This window comes from Thermosynechococcus sp. QS41 (assembly GCF_031583515.1).
In the GTDB taxonomy this organism is placed as follows: domain Bacteria; phylum Cyanobacteriota; class Cyanobacteriia; order Thermosynechococcales; family Thermosynechococcaceae; genus Thermosynechococcus.
In genome coordinates this window covers 1,511,838-1,525,545 of sequence record NZ_CP134181.1, presented here as the reverse complement: position 1 = coordinate 1,525,545, position 13,708 = coordinate 1,511,838, and the positions used below count along the sequence as shown (strand labels likewise).

Annotated in this window: 18 protein-coding genes and 1 riboswitch; of the genes, 4 read left to right on the top strand and 14 right to left on the bottom strand. The window is 54.8% G+C overall.

Annotation, left to right across the window (positions count from 1 at the left end):
* Positions 1–3: 3 nt before the first annotated feature.
* The 3 genes from crcB (RHJ80_RS07495) to RHJ80_RS07485 are packed head-to-tail and all read right to left on the bottom strand — an operon-like array spanning position 4 to position 2,409.
* Positions 4–381, bottom strand: coding sequence for a fluoride efflux transporter CrcB (gene crcB, locus RHJ80_RS07495; protein WP_310743608.1), 378 nt, complete (start codon positions 379–381; stop codon positions 4–6).
* Positions 368–790 (bottom strand): fluoride efflux transporter CrcB, encoded by a 423-nt coding sequence (gene crcB, locus RHJ80_RS07490; protein WP_206199624.1) that lies wholly within the window; start codon positions 788–790, stop codon positions 368–370. The genes crcB (RHJ80_RS07495) and crcB (RHJ80_RS07490) overlap by 14 nt, the downstream gene beginning before the upstream one ends.
* Before the next feature lie 5 nt (positions 791–795).
* Positions 796–2,409: a cation:proton antiporter gene (locus RHJ80_RS07485; protein WP_310743607.1), complete on the bottom strand. Its 1,614-nt coding sequence runs from the start codon at positions 2,407–2,409 to the stop codon at positions 796–798.
* A gap of 138 nt (positions 2,410–2,547) precedes the next feature.
* Between RHJ80_RS07485 and RHJ80_RS07480 the strand changes: the two genes are divergently transcribed.
* Positions 2,548–3,339: a proteasome-type protease gene (locus tag RHJ80_RS07480; protein WP_190278070.1), complete on the top strand. Its 792-nt coding sequence runs from the start codon at positions 2,548–2,550 to the stop codon at positions 3,337–3,339.
* A gap of 12 nt (positions 3,340–3,351) precedes the next feature.
* Entirely contained in the window at positions 3,352–3,759 is a 408-nt protein-coding gene (locus RHJ80_RS07475; protein WP_149820658.1) for a ferredoxin, read from the top strand.
* Here RHJ80_RS07475 and RHJ80_RS07470 read toward each other — a convergent pair.
* The 3 genes from RHJ80_RS07470 to RHJ80_RS07460 all read right to left on the bottom strand — a co-directional run bounded on the left by RHJ80_RS07470 (position 3,641) and on the right by RHJ80_RS07460 (position 5,715).
* A complete protein-coding gene (locus RHJ80_RS07470) occupies positions 3,641–4,222 on the bottom strand; it encodes a helix-turn-helix domain-containing protein (protein WP_302677945.1) in 582 nt (193 codons plus the stop codon). The genes RHJ80_RS07475 and RHJ80_RS07470 overlap by 119 nt on opposite strands.
* Positions 4,219–5,391 (bottom strand): ABC transporter ATP-binding protein, encoded by a 1,173-nt coding sequence (locus RHJ80_RS07465; protein WP_310800689.1) that lies wholly within the window; start codon positions 5,389–5,391, stop codon positions 4,219–4,221. The genes RHJ80_RS07470 and RHJ80_RS07465 overlap by 4 nt, the downstream gene beginning before the upstream one ends.
* Positions 5,392–5,454: 63 nt before the next feature.
* The gene (locus RHJ80_RS07460) at positions 5,455–5,715 is read right to left on the bottom strand and encodes a sulfiredoxin (RefSeq protein ID WP_310800688.1); all 261 of its coding nucleotides are present in this window, start codon (positions 5,713–5,715) and stop codon (positions 5,455–5,457) included.
* 145 nt (positions 5,716–5,860) lie between these two features.
* Here RHJ80_RS07460 and RHJ80_RS07455 point away from each other — a divergent pair, with 145 nt between their 5' ends.
* Positions 5,861–7,195 (top strand): alkaline phosphatase PhoX, encoded by a 1,335-nt coding sequence (locus RHJ80_RS07455; RefSeq protein WP_310800686.1) that lies wholly within the window; start codon positions 5,861–5,863, stop codon positions 7,193–7,195.
* A 93-nt stretch (positions 7,196–7,288) separates the two neighbouring features.
* On the opposite strand, the gene RHJ80_RS07450 is transcribed toward RHJ80_RS07455, so the two are convergent.
* The 6 genes from RHJ80_RS07450 to RHJ80_RS07425 all read right to left on the bottom strand — a co-directional run bounded on the left by RHJ80_RS07450 (position 7,289) and on the right by RHJ80_RS07425 (position 11,203).
* Entirely contained in the window at positions 7,289–7,732 is a 444-nt protein-coding gene (locus RHJ80_RS07450; RefSeq protein ID WP_206199619.1) for a DUF4278 domain-containing protein, read from the bottom strand.
* 39 nt (positions 7,733–7,771) lie between these two features.
* A riboswitch (Glutamine riboswitch) is annotated at positions 7,772–7,884 on the bottom strand.
* A gap of 174 nt (positions 7,885–8,058) precedes the next feature.
* On the bottom strand, positions 8,059–8,322 hold the full coding sequence (gene rpmA / locus RHJ80_RS07445) for a 50S ribosomal protein L27 (protein ID WP_206199618.1): 264 nt from the start codon (positions 8,320–8,322) through the stop codon (positions 8,059–8,061).
* Position 8,323: 1 nt separating this feature from the next.
* Positions 8,324–8,659, bottom strand: coding sequence for a 50S ribosomal protein L21 (rplU, locus tag RHJ80_RS07440; protein WP_206199617.1), 336 nt, complete (start codon positions 8,657–8,659; stop codon positions 8,324–8,326).
* 118 nt (positions 8,660–8,777) lie between these two features.
* On the bottom strand, positions 8,778–9,182 hold the full coding sequence (locus RHJ80_RS07435; RefSeq protein ID WP_302677943.1) for an FHA domain-containing protein: 405 nt from the start codon (positions 9,180–9,182) through the stop codon (positions 8,778–8,780).
* Between the two features lie 42 nt (positions 9,183–9,224).
* Positions 9,225–9,671, bottom strand: a complete 447-nt coding sequence (locus RHJ80_RS07430; protein WP_302676304.1) for an Rrf2 family transcriptional regulator — start codon at positions 9,669–9,671, stop codon at positions 9,225–9,227.
* The gene (locus tag RHJ80_RS07425; RefSeq protein ID WP_310800684.1) at positions 9,668–11,203 is read right to left on the bottom strand and encodes a SagB/ThcOx family dehydrogenase; all 1,536 of its coding nucleotides are present in this window, start codon (positions 11,201–11,203) and stop codon (positions 9,668–9,670) included. Before RHJ80_RS07425 ends, RHJ80_RS07430 begins: the two co-directional genes overlap by 4 nt.
* Positions 11,204–11,324: 121 nt before the next feature.
* Here RHJ80_RS07425 and RHJ80_RS07420 point away from each other — a divergent pair, with 121 nt between their 5' ends.
* Complete coding sequence (locus RHJ80_RS07420) at positions 11,325–11,855, top strand: pentapeptide repeat-containing protein (RefSeq protein WP_310800682.1); 531 nt, start codon at positions 11,325–11,327, stop codon at positions 11,853–11,855.
* Here the strand turns inward: RHJ80_RS07420 and cbiE are convergent.
* The gene (cbiE, locus tag RHJ80_RS07415; protein WP_206199612.1) at positions 11,846–13,093 is read right to left on the bottom strand and encodes a precorrin-6y C5,15-methyltransferase (decarboxylating) subunit CbiE; all 1,248 of its coding nucleotides are present in this window, start codon (positions 13,091–13,093) and stop codon (positions 11,846–11,848) included. The two genes, RHJ80_RS07420 and cbiE, sit on opposite strands and share 10 nt — an antisense overlap.
* On the bottom strand, positions 13,090–13,704 hold the full coding sequence (locus tag RHJ80_RS07410; protein ID WP_302677940.1) for a cobalt-precorrin-8X methylmutase: 615 nt from the start codon (positions 13,702–13,704) through the stop codon (positions 13,090–13,092). The genes cbiE and RHJ80_RS07410 overlap by 4 nt, the downstream gene beginning before the upstream one ends.
* Positions 13,705–13,708: the final 4 nt, after the last annotated feature.

Sequence of the window (13,708 nt, the reverse complement as noted above, 5' to 3'; positions counted from 1 at the left end):
GATCTACATCCAATGGGAGAGGCCAATGCCGGCTTCCACACAGAGAAACCCGAGGATAGGCGTACTCAGCCAGTACAGCCACGCAATGCGGGGGTAGCCTTCACGGCGCAGGTTCGATACCTCGAGGGTAAACGTAGAAAAGGTGGTCAAAGATCCCAAAAAACCGACGGTGATGCCATGGCTGAGCCACAGCGGTGCTTCCCAACGGACTAAAATATGGCTCAAAAAGCCCATAAGAAAGGCACCCATGAGATTCACGCTCAGGGTACCGAAGACAAGGGTGCCAAAGCGGCGATCGCTCCACAGACCCACATAATATCTGGCCAAGGCACCGGGCACCGCTCCAATGGCAATGGCCAATACACTCTCAGGTGCGATCATCCCACTTCTCCCAATGGGCTAGACTCCGCAGCGTTAGGCGGCTGCCCAACTCCAGTGCTAATAATCCCAGCCCTGTACTGCCGAGCCAGTAAAAACCCTCGACTGCCGCATCTGTGATTCCCAAGAGCTTGTCGTTATCCAACTCGTAGGATGAAAAGGTTGTGTAGGAACCAATAAACCCCGTTGTCAATAGCAAGCGCAAATCGGGATGCAGGACAAAGGTGCGGGCAAAGGCAAGGGGAGCAATCACCCCCAGCAGAAAGCAACCCGTGACATTGACGACGAGCGTAGCAAAGGGCACATTACCCGTAAGATAGGGTTCCAAATAGGCCTCTAGTAAAAAGCGGCTTAAGGCCCCCGGAATCGCACCCAAACTGACAGCTAAGGCCGGTCGCAATCGGGGATGCATAGGGATCACGAGCGGGGTTCCTCCACAATCAGCACGGGTCGGGTTGAGGTCTCAAGAATACTCTGGCACACAGATCCCATGAGCACGCGCTTCAGACCCCCTTGACCATGTTTGCCAAGGATAATTTCGGTCACGTTGTAGAGGGTTGCCGTATCCAAAATGGCTTGGGGAATTGGGCCAGCGGTCACAATGAAACGATAGCGAATGTCTGCGAGGTACTGCTTGACTTGGGCTTGGAGTGTGGCCACTGCCTTGGGATCAGGAACATCCTGCACATGGAGCACAATCACTTCCGCATCAGCACGCCGCGCTAATTCCGCCGTCTTTTGGAGAACGTAGGGGGTGACACTCGAAACATCCACCGGTGCTAAGAGCACAACCCGTGGTTGCAGCAGAACTTTGGTGGCATCCACCTCGCCCTTTTGCAGGAGCTTTGGTGCAAACGTGGGAATTGCCCATGCCCCCAAGGGAGCCGTAATCAGGATCGAGAGAACCGCGATCGCCAGCATCGTTTCACCCCCCGCCACCCCAGCGGATAAGGGTAAAGCACCGATCGCCGCTTGCACCGTTGCCTTTGCGGAATTCCCCGGCAGCAAAAAGAGGCGTTCGGAGAGTGTCCAATGACTGCCAAGGGTGGAAAGATACCAACCGATGCCCCGCCCAATCAAGGTACCCACCGCCAAAATCACCAAACCCACACCGAGGGAACTTTGCAACACCCCTAACTGGACACTGGCACCCAACAGCACGAAGAGAAAAATCTCTGCCACCTGCCACAGCACATCAAAGCCGCCCCGCAATTGCCGCGCTAGGGGGGCATCCATCTCAATCAAGAAGAAGCCGGCACTCATCACCGCAAGGTAGCCGGAAAACAAGGGCAGGCGATCGGCCAAGCCCACCGCTCCCAAGGCCACTGCTGCTGCCACGAGGGTTGTTTGCACCCGATTTTGACTCCAGTTTTGCTTGACCAACAAAAAGACCAGCGCCCAGGCCAAGCCATAGCCCACGATCAAGCCACCACCAATTTCAAGGAGTGCCTGCACACTCACCCCCAAGGCGGGCGGCAAAGCCCCTAGGAATCCTCCCTTATGCTCAGACCCCATCAGCAGACTAAACAGCACCAGTATGACTACATCGGAAATAGCACTGCCCGAGAGAATCGCATCACTAATCCCCTTGTCCACGCCCCAGCCCAAACTTTTTAGCCGTAGCATGCCCGGCACAATGACAGCCGGGGACTCCGGTGCCACGATCGCCCCCAACAATAGCCCTTGGCGCAAATCAAATCCCAGTAGCAGCATCGCCACCCCAGCCACAACGACCATTTCACACAGTGCGGGTAATACCCCGAGGCGTAGCGCCACCGTGCCCTGTTGTGCCAACTTCTGACGATCCAAGCCCAGCCCCGCCTTCATCAAAATCACCATCACCGCAACAGTACGGAAGGTGGGGGCTGCCGTTAGGACATCGGTTTGCAACAGATTCAAGGCTGCAGGCCCGAGGACAATCCCCACGAGAATCATGCCGATCAAGGCCGGTGCCCCTAGTCGCCGTGCCAACTGACCCCCAAAGAATCCCAGCAGGAGAATCAGGGCAAGGGTTTCTAGAATGGCTGACATCGCTGCAAACTTCGCTGTGACACCGAACCCTACCCTATCGGATGATCAGGTCAATTTCCAATGCCCAGCGTCCGTAGCGATCGCTGCAAATCCCTTATACACTCTATAGTGCTTGGTTATTGGCGGAGCATAGGCAAAATGACATATTGCTTGGGAATTCTCACCACGTCGGGTCTGGTGATGGCGGCAGACTCTCGCACCAATGCGGGGGTGGATTACATTTCCACCTATCAGAAACTCTTTGATTTTTCGGTGCCGGGGGAGCGGGTGATTGTCATTTGTACCGCTGGTAACCTTTCAATTACTCAGGAAGTGCTCACGCTCATTCGTCGTGATCTCAAGGGTCAGTTGGAGCACAGTCTCAACTCGCTGCCCAATATGTACGAGGTAGCCCGCTATGTCGGTGGTAAGCTGCGGGAGGTCACCGATAGTCATCGCCCTTGGTTGGCCAAAGATAACATTGACTACCAATGCACCTTTCTGGTGGGGGGGCAAATTCGTGGCGAGGAACCCTACCTCTACCTGATCTACAGTCAGGGCAACTTTCTGCAAGCGACCCCCGAAACTCCCTTTCTTCAAATTGGTGAAACAAAATATGGCAAGCCGATTTTAGACCGCACGTTGCGCTTCGATACGCCGGTAGATGCGGCGGCAAAGTATGCACTGCTCTCCCTTGATTCAACGATGAAATCCAATATCTCCGTCGGCCCTCCCCTTGACCTGATCATGTACCGCACCGATAGCTTTCAGATCTGTCACCGCGCCGAATTTGTCTTGGGTGATCCTTTTTTGTCGAAGGTGCGGCAGTTCTGGGAGGCCTCCCTGCGGCGAGCTTTTGAGGAAATGCCCGACATTGAATGGAATCGGCGTCAACCCTCCCCCACGTCCTCAATGGTGCTACCAACACCAGAAACCCTTGTTGCAGATTAGAAAAAGCCAACTATGACATCTCCTTCGTTAGCGCAGCAAGTAGCAGCTCTCGGCATTGATCACATTCAGCGGCATCTATTCCTATGTGCTGATCAAACCAAACCCCTGTGCTGTGACAAGGCAGTGGGTTTAGAAGCATGGGAGTATTTGAAAAAACGCCTCAAGGAATTGGGCTTGGATCAACCGCGCCCAGAGGGCTGTATTTTTCGCACAAAGGCCAATTGCCTACGGGTGTGTCAACAGGGCCCCATTTTAGTGGTCTATCCCGATGGCGTCTGGTATCACTCGGCAACGCCAGCAGTTATTGAGCGGGTGATTCAGGAGCATGTGCTGAGGGGGCAGATTGTCCAAGAGTATCTACTGGCGTCACCACCGCCCGAAAGAGCAGGCGATCGCCCCACCAATAGCCCGCATGGGTAATGCGCACAGGGGTGCCTTCCTCTAAGGGCACGCGATCGCTCTGGTGCTGGTGCGGATCAAAGGGAACACAGGCTCCAACCTCACCAATCAACCGAATCCCCCACTGCTCGAGGAGTTGAAACACCGGCTTCACAAGGGGCAAAATTCTCTGGGCGGGGGCGGTGGGGTTTTGGCTAGCGGCGTAGGCGGCAGTGGGCCAGAAACGCAGAAACGGCTCCAGAATCTGAAGAGCTTGGTGTTGCAGGGCAGCCTCAGGGGACGCTTCACCATAAAACCACTGCCAAAACTCCAAGGGCGTCACCCCCAGAACCTGGGCAAGGTGTTCGAGGGTCTCTAGGCGCAAGCGACGCAGCTCCCCTGACCAAATGGCATTGGCTTGGTGGCGGGTAAATCCTTTACGGCGCAGTTGACTCTTGCGGGTAATGCCGGCCATGGCGAGGCGGGCTTGCAGGCGTTGGCTCATGGTTCTAGTCGCTGCCCCGTTTGCTCATCAAAGAAGTGGAAATGCTGGGGATCAGGACGCAAATACAGGCGATCGCCCCGCTGAATCGGCTGTTGTCCTGGTAAGCGCACCCGCAACGTTTCTCCTGTCGCACAGAGGTGAACCGTCAAGCCCGTTTCATGGCCAAGGGCTTCCACGAGATCCACTTGAACGGGCAGGGCATCGGTCTCTTCAGCGGTGGCCAGCGCGAAATGTTCTGGACGAATCCCTAACCATGCCTTCGCTGTCGAGGGGAAGGGCGGGTTCAAGGACAACTGCCAATGGTGGTACTGAATCTTCCCTTGGTTGAGGGTCACGGCTAAGAAATTCATTGGCGGTGAGCCAATAAACTCAGCGACAAAGCGATTGGCAGGGCGTTGATACAGGTCGAGGGGGCTGGCAATTTGTTGGATTTGACCTTGGTGCAGCACCACAATGCGATCGCCCATCGTCATTGCTTCCGTTTGATCATGGGTCACATAAATGGTTGTGATGCCCAATTGCTGCTGCAGTTGGACAATTTGAGCGCGGGTTTCGGTGCGCAGCTTGGCATCAAGGTTTGAAAGCGGTTCATCCATCAAAAACACTTGGGGATTGCGGGCCATGGCTCGTCCGAGGGCCACCCGCTGCTTCTGACCACCGGACAGTTGTTTGGGATAGCGATAGAGCAAGTGACCAATTTGCAACATCTGCGCAATCTGCATCACCCGCTGGTGAATCATGCGTTCGCGGGGAAAAGACAGTTGCATCCCCTTGGGGAGCGATCGCGTCCAGCGCGTCAAAGTTGCTTCAATGGGGGCGGGGAGGAGGCCATTCATCTGGGTGTTACGGCGCAAGCCAAAGGCCAAGTTGTCATAGACCGTCAAGTGGGGATAAAGAGCATAGCTTTGAAAGACCATGGCAATGTCCCGCGCTTTGGGCGGTAAACCATTGACCACGCGATCGCCCACCCAAATTGTGCCCGTGGTTGGTTCATCCAAACCCGCAATCAGCCGCAGCAGGGTACTTTTGCCACACCCCGAAGGCCCCACCAGCACCAAAAACTCGCCCGCACCGACCCTCAGATCAATCCCTTGCAGCACCGTGACATCATGCCCGCGCTGGGGGTCGCGATAGACCTTGGTCAGTTGTTCAAGGCGTACACCGGTCACGATCGCTGTCCTAGAGGGGCTAATTGGCTAGAATCCCACACTGAGGCGAATCTGACAAGATGCCTAGGCAAGGTGCAGCTTCAGTACCGAACGGGGCGCCCGGCGGACTCGTGCCCGAATCGTCGGCAGTCCGAGCCGTTGACAGGCTTCGTAGCGATGACACCCCGAAAAGCCATAGTACTGCCCTTCGACTTCAAGGACATCAATGGGTTCCTGCTGGCCAATTTCCACAATGGAGGCCATCAAGGCTGCGACTTTTGCAGGATCCGTTTGCCGCATCAGGGGACGACGAATGGCATTGAGGGGCAAATCGATCACTCGCATTGACTTATCCAAACTCATTATGACTTTATTTTAGCAAGCGATCTGCAATCGGCCACAAAACGCCCTTGAATAACTTCCTAAGTTTGCAGTAAGACAATAGGGGTCGGCTTTTAGCCGTTGGTTGTGCAGTTTACATGGGTTTTTTATGGGTTTGCAACGTCGTCGCTTCCTCACCCTTGCCGCCGCCGGTATGGGGGCAGCACTGTTTCCCCAAGGATTACAGCTTCTCTATCAACGGGCCGCCCAAGGTGAACTGCTGACCACACGCGGATTTGGCCCCTTGGTGAAGGATCCCAATGGCCTGTTGGATTTGCCGGCAGGCTTTCAGTATCGGGTATTTTCCAAGCTGGGCGATCGCCTGAGTGATGGTACCCCCGTCCCGACGCTCCATGATGGCATGGCCGCCTTCCCCGGCCCCGATGGCACGACCATCCTTGTGCGCAACCATGAGATGCATCCGGGGCTACCCCGTGCCTTTCAGGGGGTGGTGGCTCCCAAGGAGCGGATGTATGACCCCATTGCCCCCGGCGGCACCACTACACTCGTGGTGAGCAAAGATCGGCAACTCCTCAAGCATTACGTTTCTTTGGCCGGTACCTCGCGCAATTGTGGTGGCGGCAAAACCCTTTGGGGCAGTTGGATTAGCTGCGAGGAAACCATTTCCACGCCCGAACATCCTGCCAACCGCGGTCCGGTGCAAAAACGCCACGGCTACAACTTTGAAGTACCGATCAGTGCCCAAGGCCCCGTGACGCCAGTTCCCCTCAAGGCAATGGGGCGCTTTCAACATGAGGCGATCGCCATCGACCCGCAAACGCATATCGTCTATCAAACAGAGGATCGCGGCGATAGTCTCTTTTATCGCTTTATTCCCAAGGAACCCACCAACCTTGCTGCTGGCGGCCAACTCCAAGCCTTGAAAATCAAACGCTACCCGAAAATTAACACCGGTCAGGATTTTCCCCTGCGCAAACCCTTTGAAGTGGAATGGGTAAATATCACCCAGCCTGACCCCCCCCTCGACACCGTGCGCTATGAGGGCTACGACAAAGGGGCAGCCCAATTTGTACGCGGTGAAGGCCTCTGCTACCACAATGGCGAATTTTACTTTACAGCCACCAGTGGTGGTGAAAAGCGGCTAGGCCAAATCTGGCGATACCGCCCCGGTCGCACCGCAGCAGATGGTGGCACGATTGAGCTGTTTGTCGAGTCCCCCGGCAAAGAGGTTCTTGATTATCCCGATAACTTGACGATGGCCCCTTGGGGAGACCTCATTTGCTGCGAAGATGGCGACGATGCCATTAATCGCCTCATTGGTATCACCCCCCAAGGAGAGCTATACACCTTTGCGCGCAATGCCCTCAATGATCAAGAACTGGCGGGGGTTTGCTTCTCACCCGACGGCCAAACCATGTTTGTCAATCTCTACCATCCGGGGATGACCTTTGCCATTTGGGGGCCCTGGGATCGGCGGGGTTAATGCCCACAGCAAAAGGGAGCCAAGAATGACCTGACTCCCTCGTTATTTTCCTACTGACTCAACTCAACACTTCAACCCAGTGTCATTGCTGCCTTAGCTCAGCGCCACAGGGGAGCGATCGTAGGTGGCACCAAAGACGGGGTTAATTTTCCCTTGGATTTGGTTCCAGTAGTGGGCTGCCGTCACCGGCATGCCGATTGCTTCTGCCATCCGGGCAAGGAGGGTTTGTTCACGGCTTTTAATCATCACATGATGTGCCATCGCCAAGGAGCGAGCCATTTCGTTAACCGTTGCTGTCATGGGCACAGAAGCCACATTATCGGCCAAGCGCGCAGCGGGAACACCAGCGGGCTGTTTACCTTTTTGATACTTGACACCCCGATAGGTCATGATTTTTAAGGAGTCTTCCGGTGGATTTGTCGGAGCAGCCACACGATAGGTGCTACCGCGATACTTGGCCACGACATCCGTTGCTTGGGTGTTGATCGCTGGAGGAACGTAGTTGTATTGAACGCCGCGATAAGTAAGAGTCGTCATAATTTTCGCCCCATTTTTATTACAAGGTGGACTGGCTGAGGCGCGTTCCTTCGGGATCTGTTTCCCTACTTCCGTCCCTCGCGAAGGTACAACGCTGACAATTAAACTCAGTCTGAAAAGCGTTTACTGATGTCCTGCGAGAGATGAACGATTTATTTCTGTATCTAATTTAACAATTTCTCGACCTTAAAGCAAGCTGTTCATAGAAATTTACAATAATCGGGTCAACACTTCCTTAGGAGAGTCATTGCCTAAGACAACAAAAAAGGCCAACCCAGAGGATTGACCCAATTAGATGATTTTTGAATGTTTATCGAGGAGTGGTTTTAGCCCTCGGCTAGGGGATAGACACTCACGCGCTTGCGATTTTTGCCATAGCGCTCAAAGGTGACCACACCCGCGATCGTGGCAAAAAGAGTATCGTCACTGCCGCGACCGACATTGGCGCCGGGGTGAAACTTTGTCCCCCGCTGCCGTACAAGAATGTGACCGGCCTTAACCACTTCACCACCAAAGCGCTTGACACCCAGACGCTGGGCATTGGAGTCACGACCGTTGCGGGTACTACCTGTTCCTTTCTTGTGTGCCATGTTAACCTCCTAGGGATTCACCGTTAAGACGAATCTCGTTGATCATGATGCGGGTCAGTTCTTGGCGGTGGCCTTGTTTTTTGCGGGTTTTCTTTTTCGGGCGCATCTTATAGACAATCACCTTGGGGCCGCGACGGTGCCCCATCACCGTACCAGAGACAACCGCACCGCTAACGTAGGGTTGACCCACGTGGACTTGGCTATCGGTTTGCACCAGCAACACCCGTTCTAGATCAATTGTGCCCTCTGGCTCGACGGGGAGCCGCTCCACATCGTAAAAGCGCCCGGCTTCAACGCGCAGTTGCTTGCCACCGGTCTCAATGATTGCGTATGCCATAGAAACTAAAAAACTCCTTGCCGTGCAGGTGAGGGGATGCGTGCCTCTTGGAAAACCTGTTCCGTGCAAACTCAACAATTTTTCATCATAAAATTTATCCCCTGTGGCTGTCAAACCCCTAGCCAACCCAAGGCAGACTGCCGGTTGAACGTTTGCTCAGTTTGGGGCGCTCATCGAGGGAAATCTCCTTAAACATGTCTGGATAGTAAAAAACAATGAGGGTGGTACCCACACAAATGACATCTTCATGGTGGAGGAGGGTGCTGTGCTGAATTGGCAGGCCATTGAGGAGCGTGCCATTGCGACTGTGGTAATCACTAATGAAATAGAGGGGCTGCCCCTTAAAGAGAAAGGCGTTGATGACGGCATGCACTCGCGAGACGTAGGTATCTTTGAGGAGAATATTGCAATCCAGTTGGCGACCAATCGTCCACTGGCGATCGGGACTGAGAATAACTTCCCGTTTCGGCAAACCACGTTCGCGAATGATCAGCCATGCTTTGGGGTAGGTTGGTGCTGACATGGGTGTCTCCCCCCACTCTGGGATGCCCTTAGCCTAGATCGCCTAGACGACAAACGTTGCCCCATCCCCTTGAGCCGCTTGCCAACTACGGGCATCAAAGTATAAATCCTCAAGGGAGATACTGGCCAAGGCATCCTGAAGTTTTTGGTGGAGTCGTTGCCAGAGACTCAAGGTCACCCAATCCGCTGTGCCATCTTCCGGTTGGGGAGGATGCAAAAACAGGGGGGTCGGCGATTCACCAACGGCAGTAAGGATATCCCGCAGGGAAATGGCGGCCGGCGGACGAGCCAGTTGATAGCCCCCATAGACGCCTCGCAGCGATCGCACCAAGCCAGCCCGCCGCAATTCAATCAAGAGTTTTTCCAGATAGGGGGCAGGAATCTTTTGCCGCTCAGCAATGGCGCGCACGGAGGCAGGCCCATAGTTGGGTAACAAACTCAAGTCCAATAGAGCCTTGATACTGTAGTGGCCACGGGTGGTGAGGGTCACGCTGCTTTGCCAACGGTGGTAATGTACAGAACCGCTTCTTGCGGGGGAATGCCCAAGAGATCGTTGACCTGATCATCAAAGAAACCGCCAATGCCACTGACCCCTAGCCCCAAAGCGGTGGCAGCCAAATTGATCCGCTGTCCAAGGTGGCCAGCATCCATGTGGAGGTAGCGATAAGCCCGTTCCCCATAGCGAGCGATCGCCCGCTCCAGATTGGCGGTATGGAAAATCACCACAGCGGCATCGCGACCGAGATCTTGATTGAGGCAGAGGAAATGCAACTGCTCTTGAAAGTTCTTGAAGCGAATCTGGCGTAACTCATGCTCGGCCACAGCATAGTAGTAGCAGCCCTCCTCTAGATCCTTGACCCGCGTCACGGCAATAAAGGTTTCCACCAATGTCGGGTCAAAGAAACTAGGGGCTTCATCTAGGCCTTGATCGCGGTAGTCCTGAGGATGGTAGGCAAAGGTGAGCAGGGCAGCCAGTTGATCCACTTCAATCCCTTGGCCACTGTACTGACGAGTCGAGCGCCGCTGCAGAATGGTTTGCTGGAGAGCGGCTAGATTGGTTTCCCAGTCAATGATGGTTTTGCTGAGACTCACCCGCAGACCAAAGGGAAAGTTGTATTTACTAGCAGGGGGTTCAGTAGGCTCCTTGGCAGGGGGGCTGGGAGTCTCTTTGGCCATGCCGTAGATCATGTCACTATTGGTGAGGGCACTGGCACGATGGTAAGCCTTCAGTAGCTCGCCACTGGCGATCGCCCCATAGTCATAGCAGGTGGCAGAGGCCAACACTGCGGGGAACGTGGACAAGTTTTCACCCACTTCGAGTAAATTGGCAAGGGCAACCACCGCCAACACCCCCTCCTGTTCTGGATCAAGGTAAAGCAGTTCATTCATTTGGGCATCCACAAAACCACCAATGAAGTGAGCGCGAAAGTCATTGATATTGGCGGCCAGTTCCACATTCCCCAAGAGGTGCCCAATGTCGAGGCAAATGCGGCGATAGGCGCGATCGCCATAACGCCAAGCGGAACGGTAAAAGACGGCTGTCACGATCAGCGCAATGTGCGTCCTTTCTAGCGCTGGATGCCAAAGACAAGCGGCCTGTAGGGCTGACCAAGAATAGCTTTGCCACACCTGCACAAGGGCATGGTCTTTCACTTGGTAGTTATAAATGCCAGCGGGAATGGCGGTGTCGTTGCGAGTGAGGAGATAGATTTCCGCTGGATATAGCCCCCCGGCAGAAGGTGCTGCCCGCATATAAAAGGGCTGATCGGGATAGGGAACCACCCCAGTAATGCCATAGGTACAGTACAACAACCGTGAGAGTCGCTGCCAGTGGGGGTGGGCTGCCCCCTGCTCAGGTTCTAAAAACGGCTTGAGGGAGAAGGACTGACCAAGAGGATAGGTTTTGAAGGGACTGGGCTGGCGACTAAAATCGAGCGGTGCTGCCTGTTGGGCTAAGGTCTCAGGGGCGTACTTGGTGCGTTCGTGGTAATGCTGTGCCAAGGAAAGCGGTTGAAACCCCATTGTGGTGCCTCACCAAGTTAAGAAACCATTAAATAAAATGAACTTCCTCAATAAATCCCCCTACAGTCAAAAAGGTTTAGGTAGAAATACTTAGTCACAGTACAACGCTCTTTATACCATTATGGCCAAATTCAGCAATGAGGAACTATTGGCAGCCTATGCAGCGGGGGAACGAGATTTTCGGGGCAGCGATCTGACGGGTCTGAGCCTTTTTGACACCAATCTCAGCGATGCCGATTTTAGTGACAGTGATTTGGAGAATGCCTATCTGCCCTATTGCCAGTTGAATCGAATTCAAGCGATTGCCACCAATCTACGCCACAGTGAATTAGGGGATGCTCAGTTGTATCAAGCGAACCTTGCGGCAGCAGATCTTGAAGGAGCCAACCTTGTCCGCACCAACCTGCGATCGGCCAATTTGGAACGGGCAAACCTGCAAGGCGCTAATCTTCAGGGGGCGGATCTGCGCTATGCCAATTTGCGACAAGCGAATCTCCAAGGGGCCAACCTGCAACAGGCCAATTTAGAGCAGGCAGATTTAACGGCAGCCCAGGTACAGCGGTGTAATTTTTTTCGGGCAACGGGTGTTGATCTGTCGGCTGCGGTGTGCGATCGCACCACGGTTTATCCCGATGGCTATTTTTACCCCTGACTCAGGGTGATGAGGGTGACTGGATTGAGGGGATGGAGGCGGTGGCCTTGACCCAAGGGAACGGAGCGGCTGAGTTGCACGTGTAGCACTTGCGGGCTGATTTGCTGGGTTTGACACCAGTGGAGAACTTGGCCTTGGTGTTCGAGGGTGGCGATCGCCAGCACCAACCGGCCGCCAGCTTTCAAGTGTGACCAACAATAGTCGAGATTGGCCAGTAATTGGGCACCACTGCCGCCAATAAACACGCGATCCGGTTGCGGCAAGCCACTGAGGCTCTGGGGTGCTGCTCCTTGGATTGGGATCAGATTGGTCAAACCAAAAGCCTTGCGGTTGCGCTCAATCAGTTGAAAGCCAATCGCCGTTTTCTCGATCGCATAGATGGTGGCTTGGGGGGCAAGGCGGGCGATTTCCACAGCGACACTGCCGGTGCCGGCGCCCACATCCCAAACGGTTTCGATAGTGCCGGTGAGGGCAAGTTCCGCCAAGGCCAATACCCGCACTTCCCGCTTTGTCATCAAGCTGGGGCGATCGCCAAAGGTGAAAAATTGATCATCCCCTAGGCCAAAAACGGGCTGTTCCCGAGGGGGTAGGTGCTGGGGTTGACGCAGGAGCACCACCAAATTCAGCGGATGTACCGGCGGAAGCATTGTCACTGGTTGGGCTAAGTCCCACGGCAGAATGGCTTCGTCTGCACTACCCAAGGCCTGACACACCCACGCCCGATAGGACACAGGCAGGTGCAATGCTTGGTATAAGCGGCTAATGGCAGCAATATTAGCCTCACCATCGGTATAGATGGCAATTTTCTCCACCCCCCGCTGCAACAGCGGCACCAACCCCGCTAAATCGCGACCATGGGCACTGTAGATCACGGCATCCTGCCAAGGGAGCTTGAGCCGACTAAAGGCCAACTGCACCGCACTGAGGTGGGGATGAAACGTCAACTGATCGGGAGTAAAGACTTCGAGCAGCCAGCGTCCCAGCCCGTAAAACAGGGGATCGCCACTGGTGAGAATGACCACTTGGGGGTTCGGGGTTGTTGCCAAGTGGGTTTGAATCGCCTTGAAACTGGCGTTAAAGTCTCGTAGAGACAAGCGGCGGGCGTCTCCATGGGGAATCAACTGAAGATGGCGATCGCTCCCCACCAAAAGCGTCGCTGTGCGAATAATTTCCTGAACTGTTTCCCCCAACCCTGCCAGCCCCTCTAGGCCAATGCCCACCACATGAATCGGGGTCACACTGACTCCTTGCTATCGGCCAACTCCAGCAGGGCATTCACAATCGCTGCCGCCACAGGCGATCCCCCCTTGCGACCGGCAACGCGAATTTGAGGCACGGGCAGTTGGGCAAGGGCTGCTTTTGACTCTACAACATTGACAAAGCCAACGGGGACACCAATGACCCCCGCCGGCGGTACACGGGTTTGTTGCAGGCGATCGCACAGGGCAAGGAGCGCCGTTGGCGCATTCCCAACCACAAACAGGGCATCGGGCCACTGTTGCCAAGCGCGGATCATCCCTGCTTCGCTGCGGGTTTGACCGGGGGCAGTGTGGCTGCCATCGTCGAGGGCGGTAATAATTGGATTCTGAAAGGTACGGCTGACCATGGTTTGAATGCCGACCCTGACCATGGCCACATCGGTAATAATCGGCACACCTGAGCGCAGGGCTTGTGTCATGTGGGCGATCGCCCCCGGCGAAATCTCCAGCAGGTTCTTAAACTCAAAATCTGCCGTGCTGTGGATAATTCGCCGCAAAATCGCATAGCTTGGGGCATCAAAAGGGTGAGGACCGATCTCGCGATCAATGATGGCAAAACTGGCTTGGGCAATGGGATGCAGCAGAGACACAGGA

Bases quoted from the DNA above. Each gene is read 5' to 3' on its own strand.
- crcB (WP_310743608.1), bottom strand. From the start codon at position 381: ATGATCGCACCTGAGAGTGTATTGGCCATTGCCATTGGAGCGGTGCCC.
- crcB (WP_206199624.1), bottom strand. From the start codon at position 790: ATGCATCCCCGATTGCGACCGGCCTTAGCTGTCAGTTTGGGTGCGATT.
- RHJ80_RS07485 (WP_310743607.1), bottom strand. From the start codon at position 2,409: ATGTCAGCCATTCTAGAAACCCTTGCCCTGATTCTCCTGCTGGGATTC.
- RHJ80_RS07480 (WP_190278070.1), top strand. From the start codon at position 2,548: ATGACATATTGCTTGGGAATTCTCACCACGTCGGGTCTGGTGATGGCG.
- RHJ80_RS07475 (WP_149820658.1), top strand. From the start codon at position 3,352: ATGACATCTCCTTCGTTAGCGCAGCAAGTAGCAGCTCTCGGCATTGAT.
- RHJ80_RS07470 (WP_302677945.1), bottom strand. From the start codon at position 4,222: ATGAGCCAACGCCTGCAAGCCCGCCTCGCCATGGCCGGCATTACCCGC.
- RHJ80_RS07460 (WP_310800688.1), bottom strand. From the start codon at position 5,715: ATGCGAGTGATCGATTTGCCCCTCAATGCCATTCGTCGTCCCCTGATG.
- RHJ80_RS07455 (WP_310800686.1), top strand. From the start codon at position 5,861: ATGGGTTTGCAACGTCGTCGCTTCCTCACCCTTGCCGCCGCCGGTATG.
- RHJ80_RS07450 (WP_206199619.1), bottom strand. From the start codon at position 7,732: ATGACGACTCTTACTTATCGCGGCGTTCAATACAACTACGTTCCTCCA.
- rpmA (WP_206199618.1), bottom strand. From the start codon at position 8,322: ATGGCACACAAGAAAGGAACAGGTAGTACCCGCAACGGTCGTGACTCC.
- rplU (WP_206199617.1), bottom strand. From the start codon at position 8,659: ATGGCATACGCAATCATTGAGACCGGTGGCAAGCAACTGCGCGTTGAA.
- RHJ80_RS07435 (WP_302677943.1), bottom strand. From the start codon at position 9,182: ATGTCAGCACCAACCTACCCCAAAGCATGGCTGATCATTCGCGAACGT.
- RHJ80_RS07425 (WP_310800684.1), bottom strand. From the start codon at position 11,203: ATGGGGTTTCAACCGCTTTCCTTGGCACAGCATTACCACGAACGCACC.
- RHJ80_RS07420 (WP_310800682.1), top strand. From the start codon at position 11,325: ATGGCCAAATTCAGCAATGAGGAACTATTGGCAGCCTATGCAGCGGGG.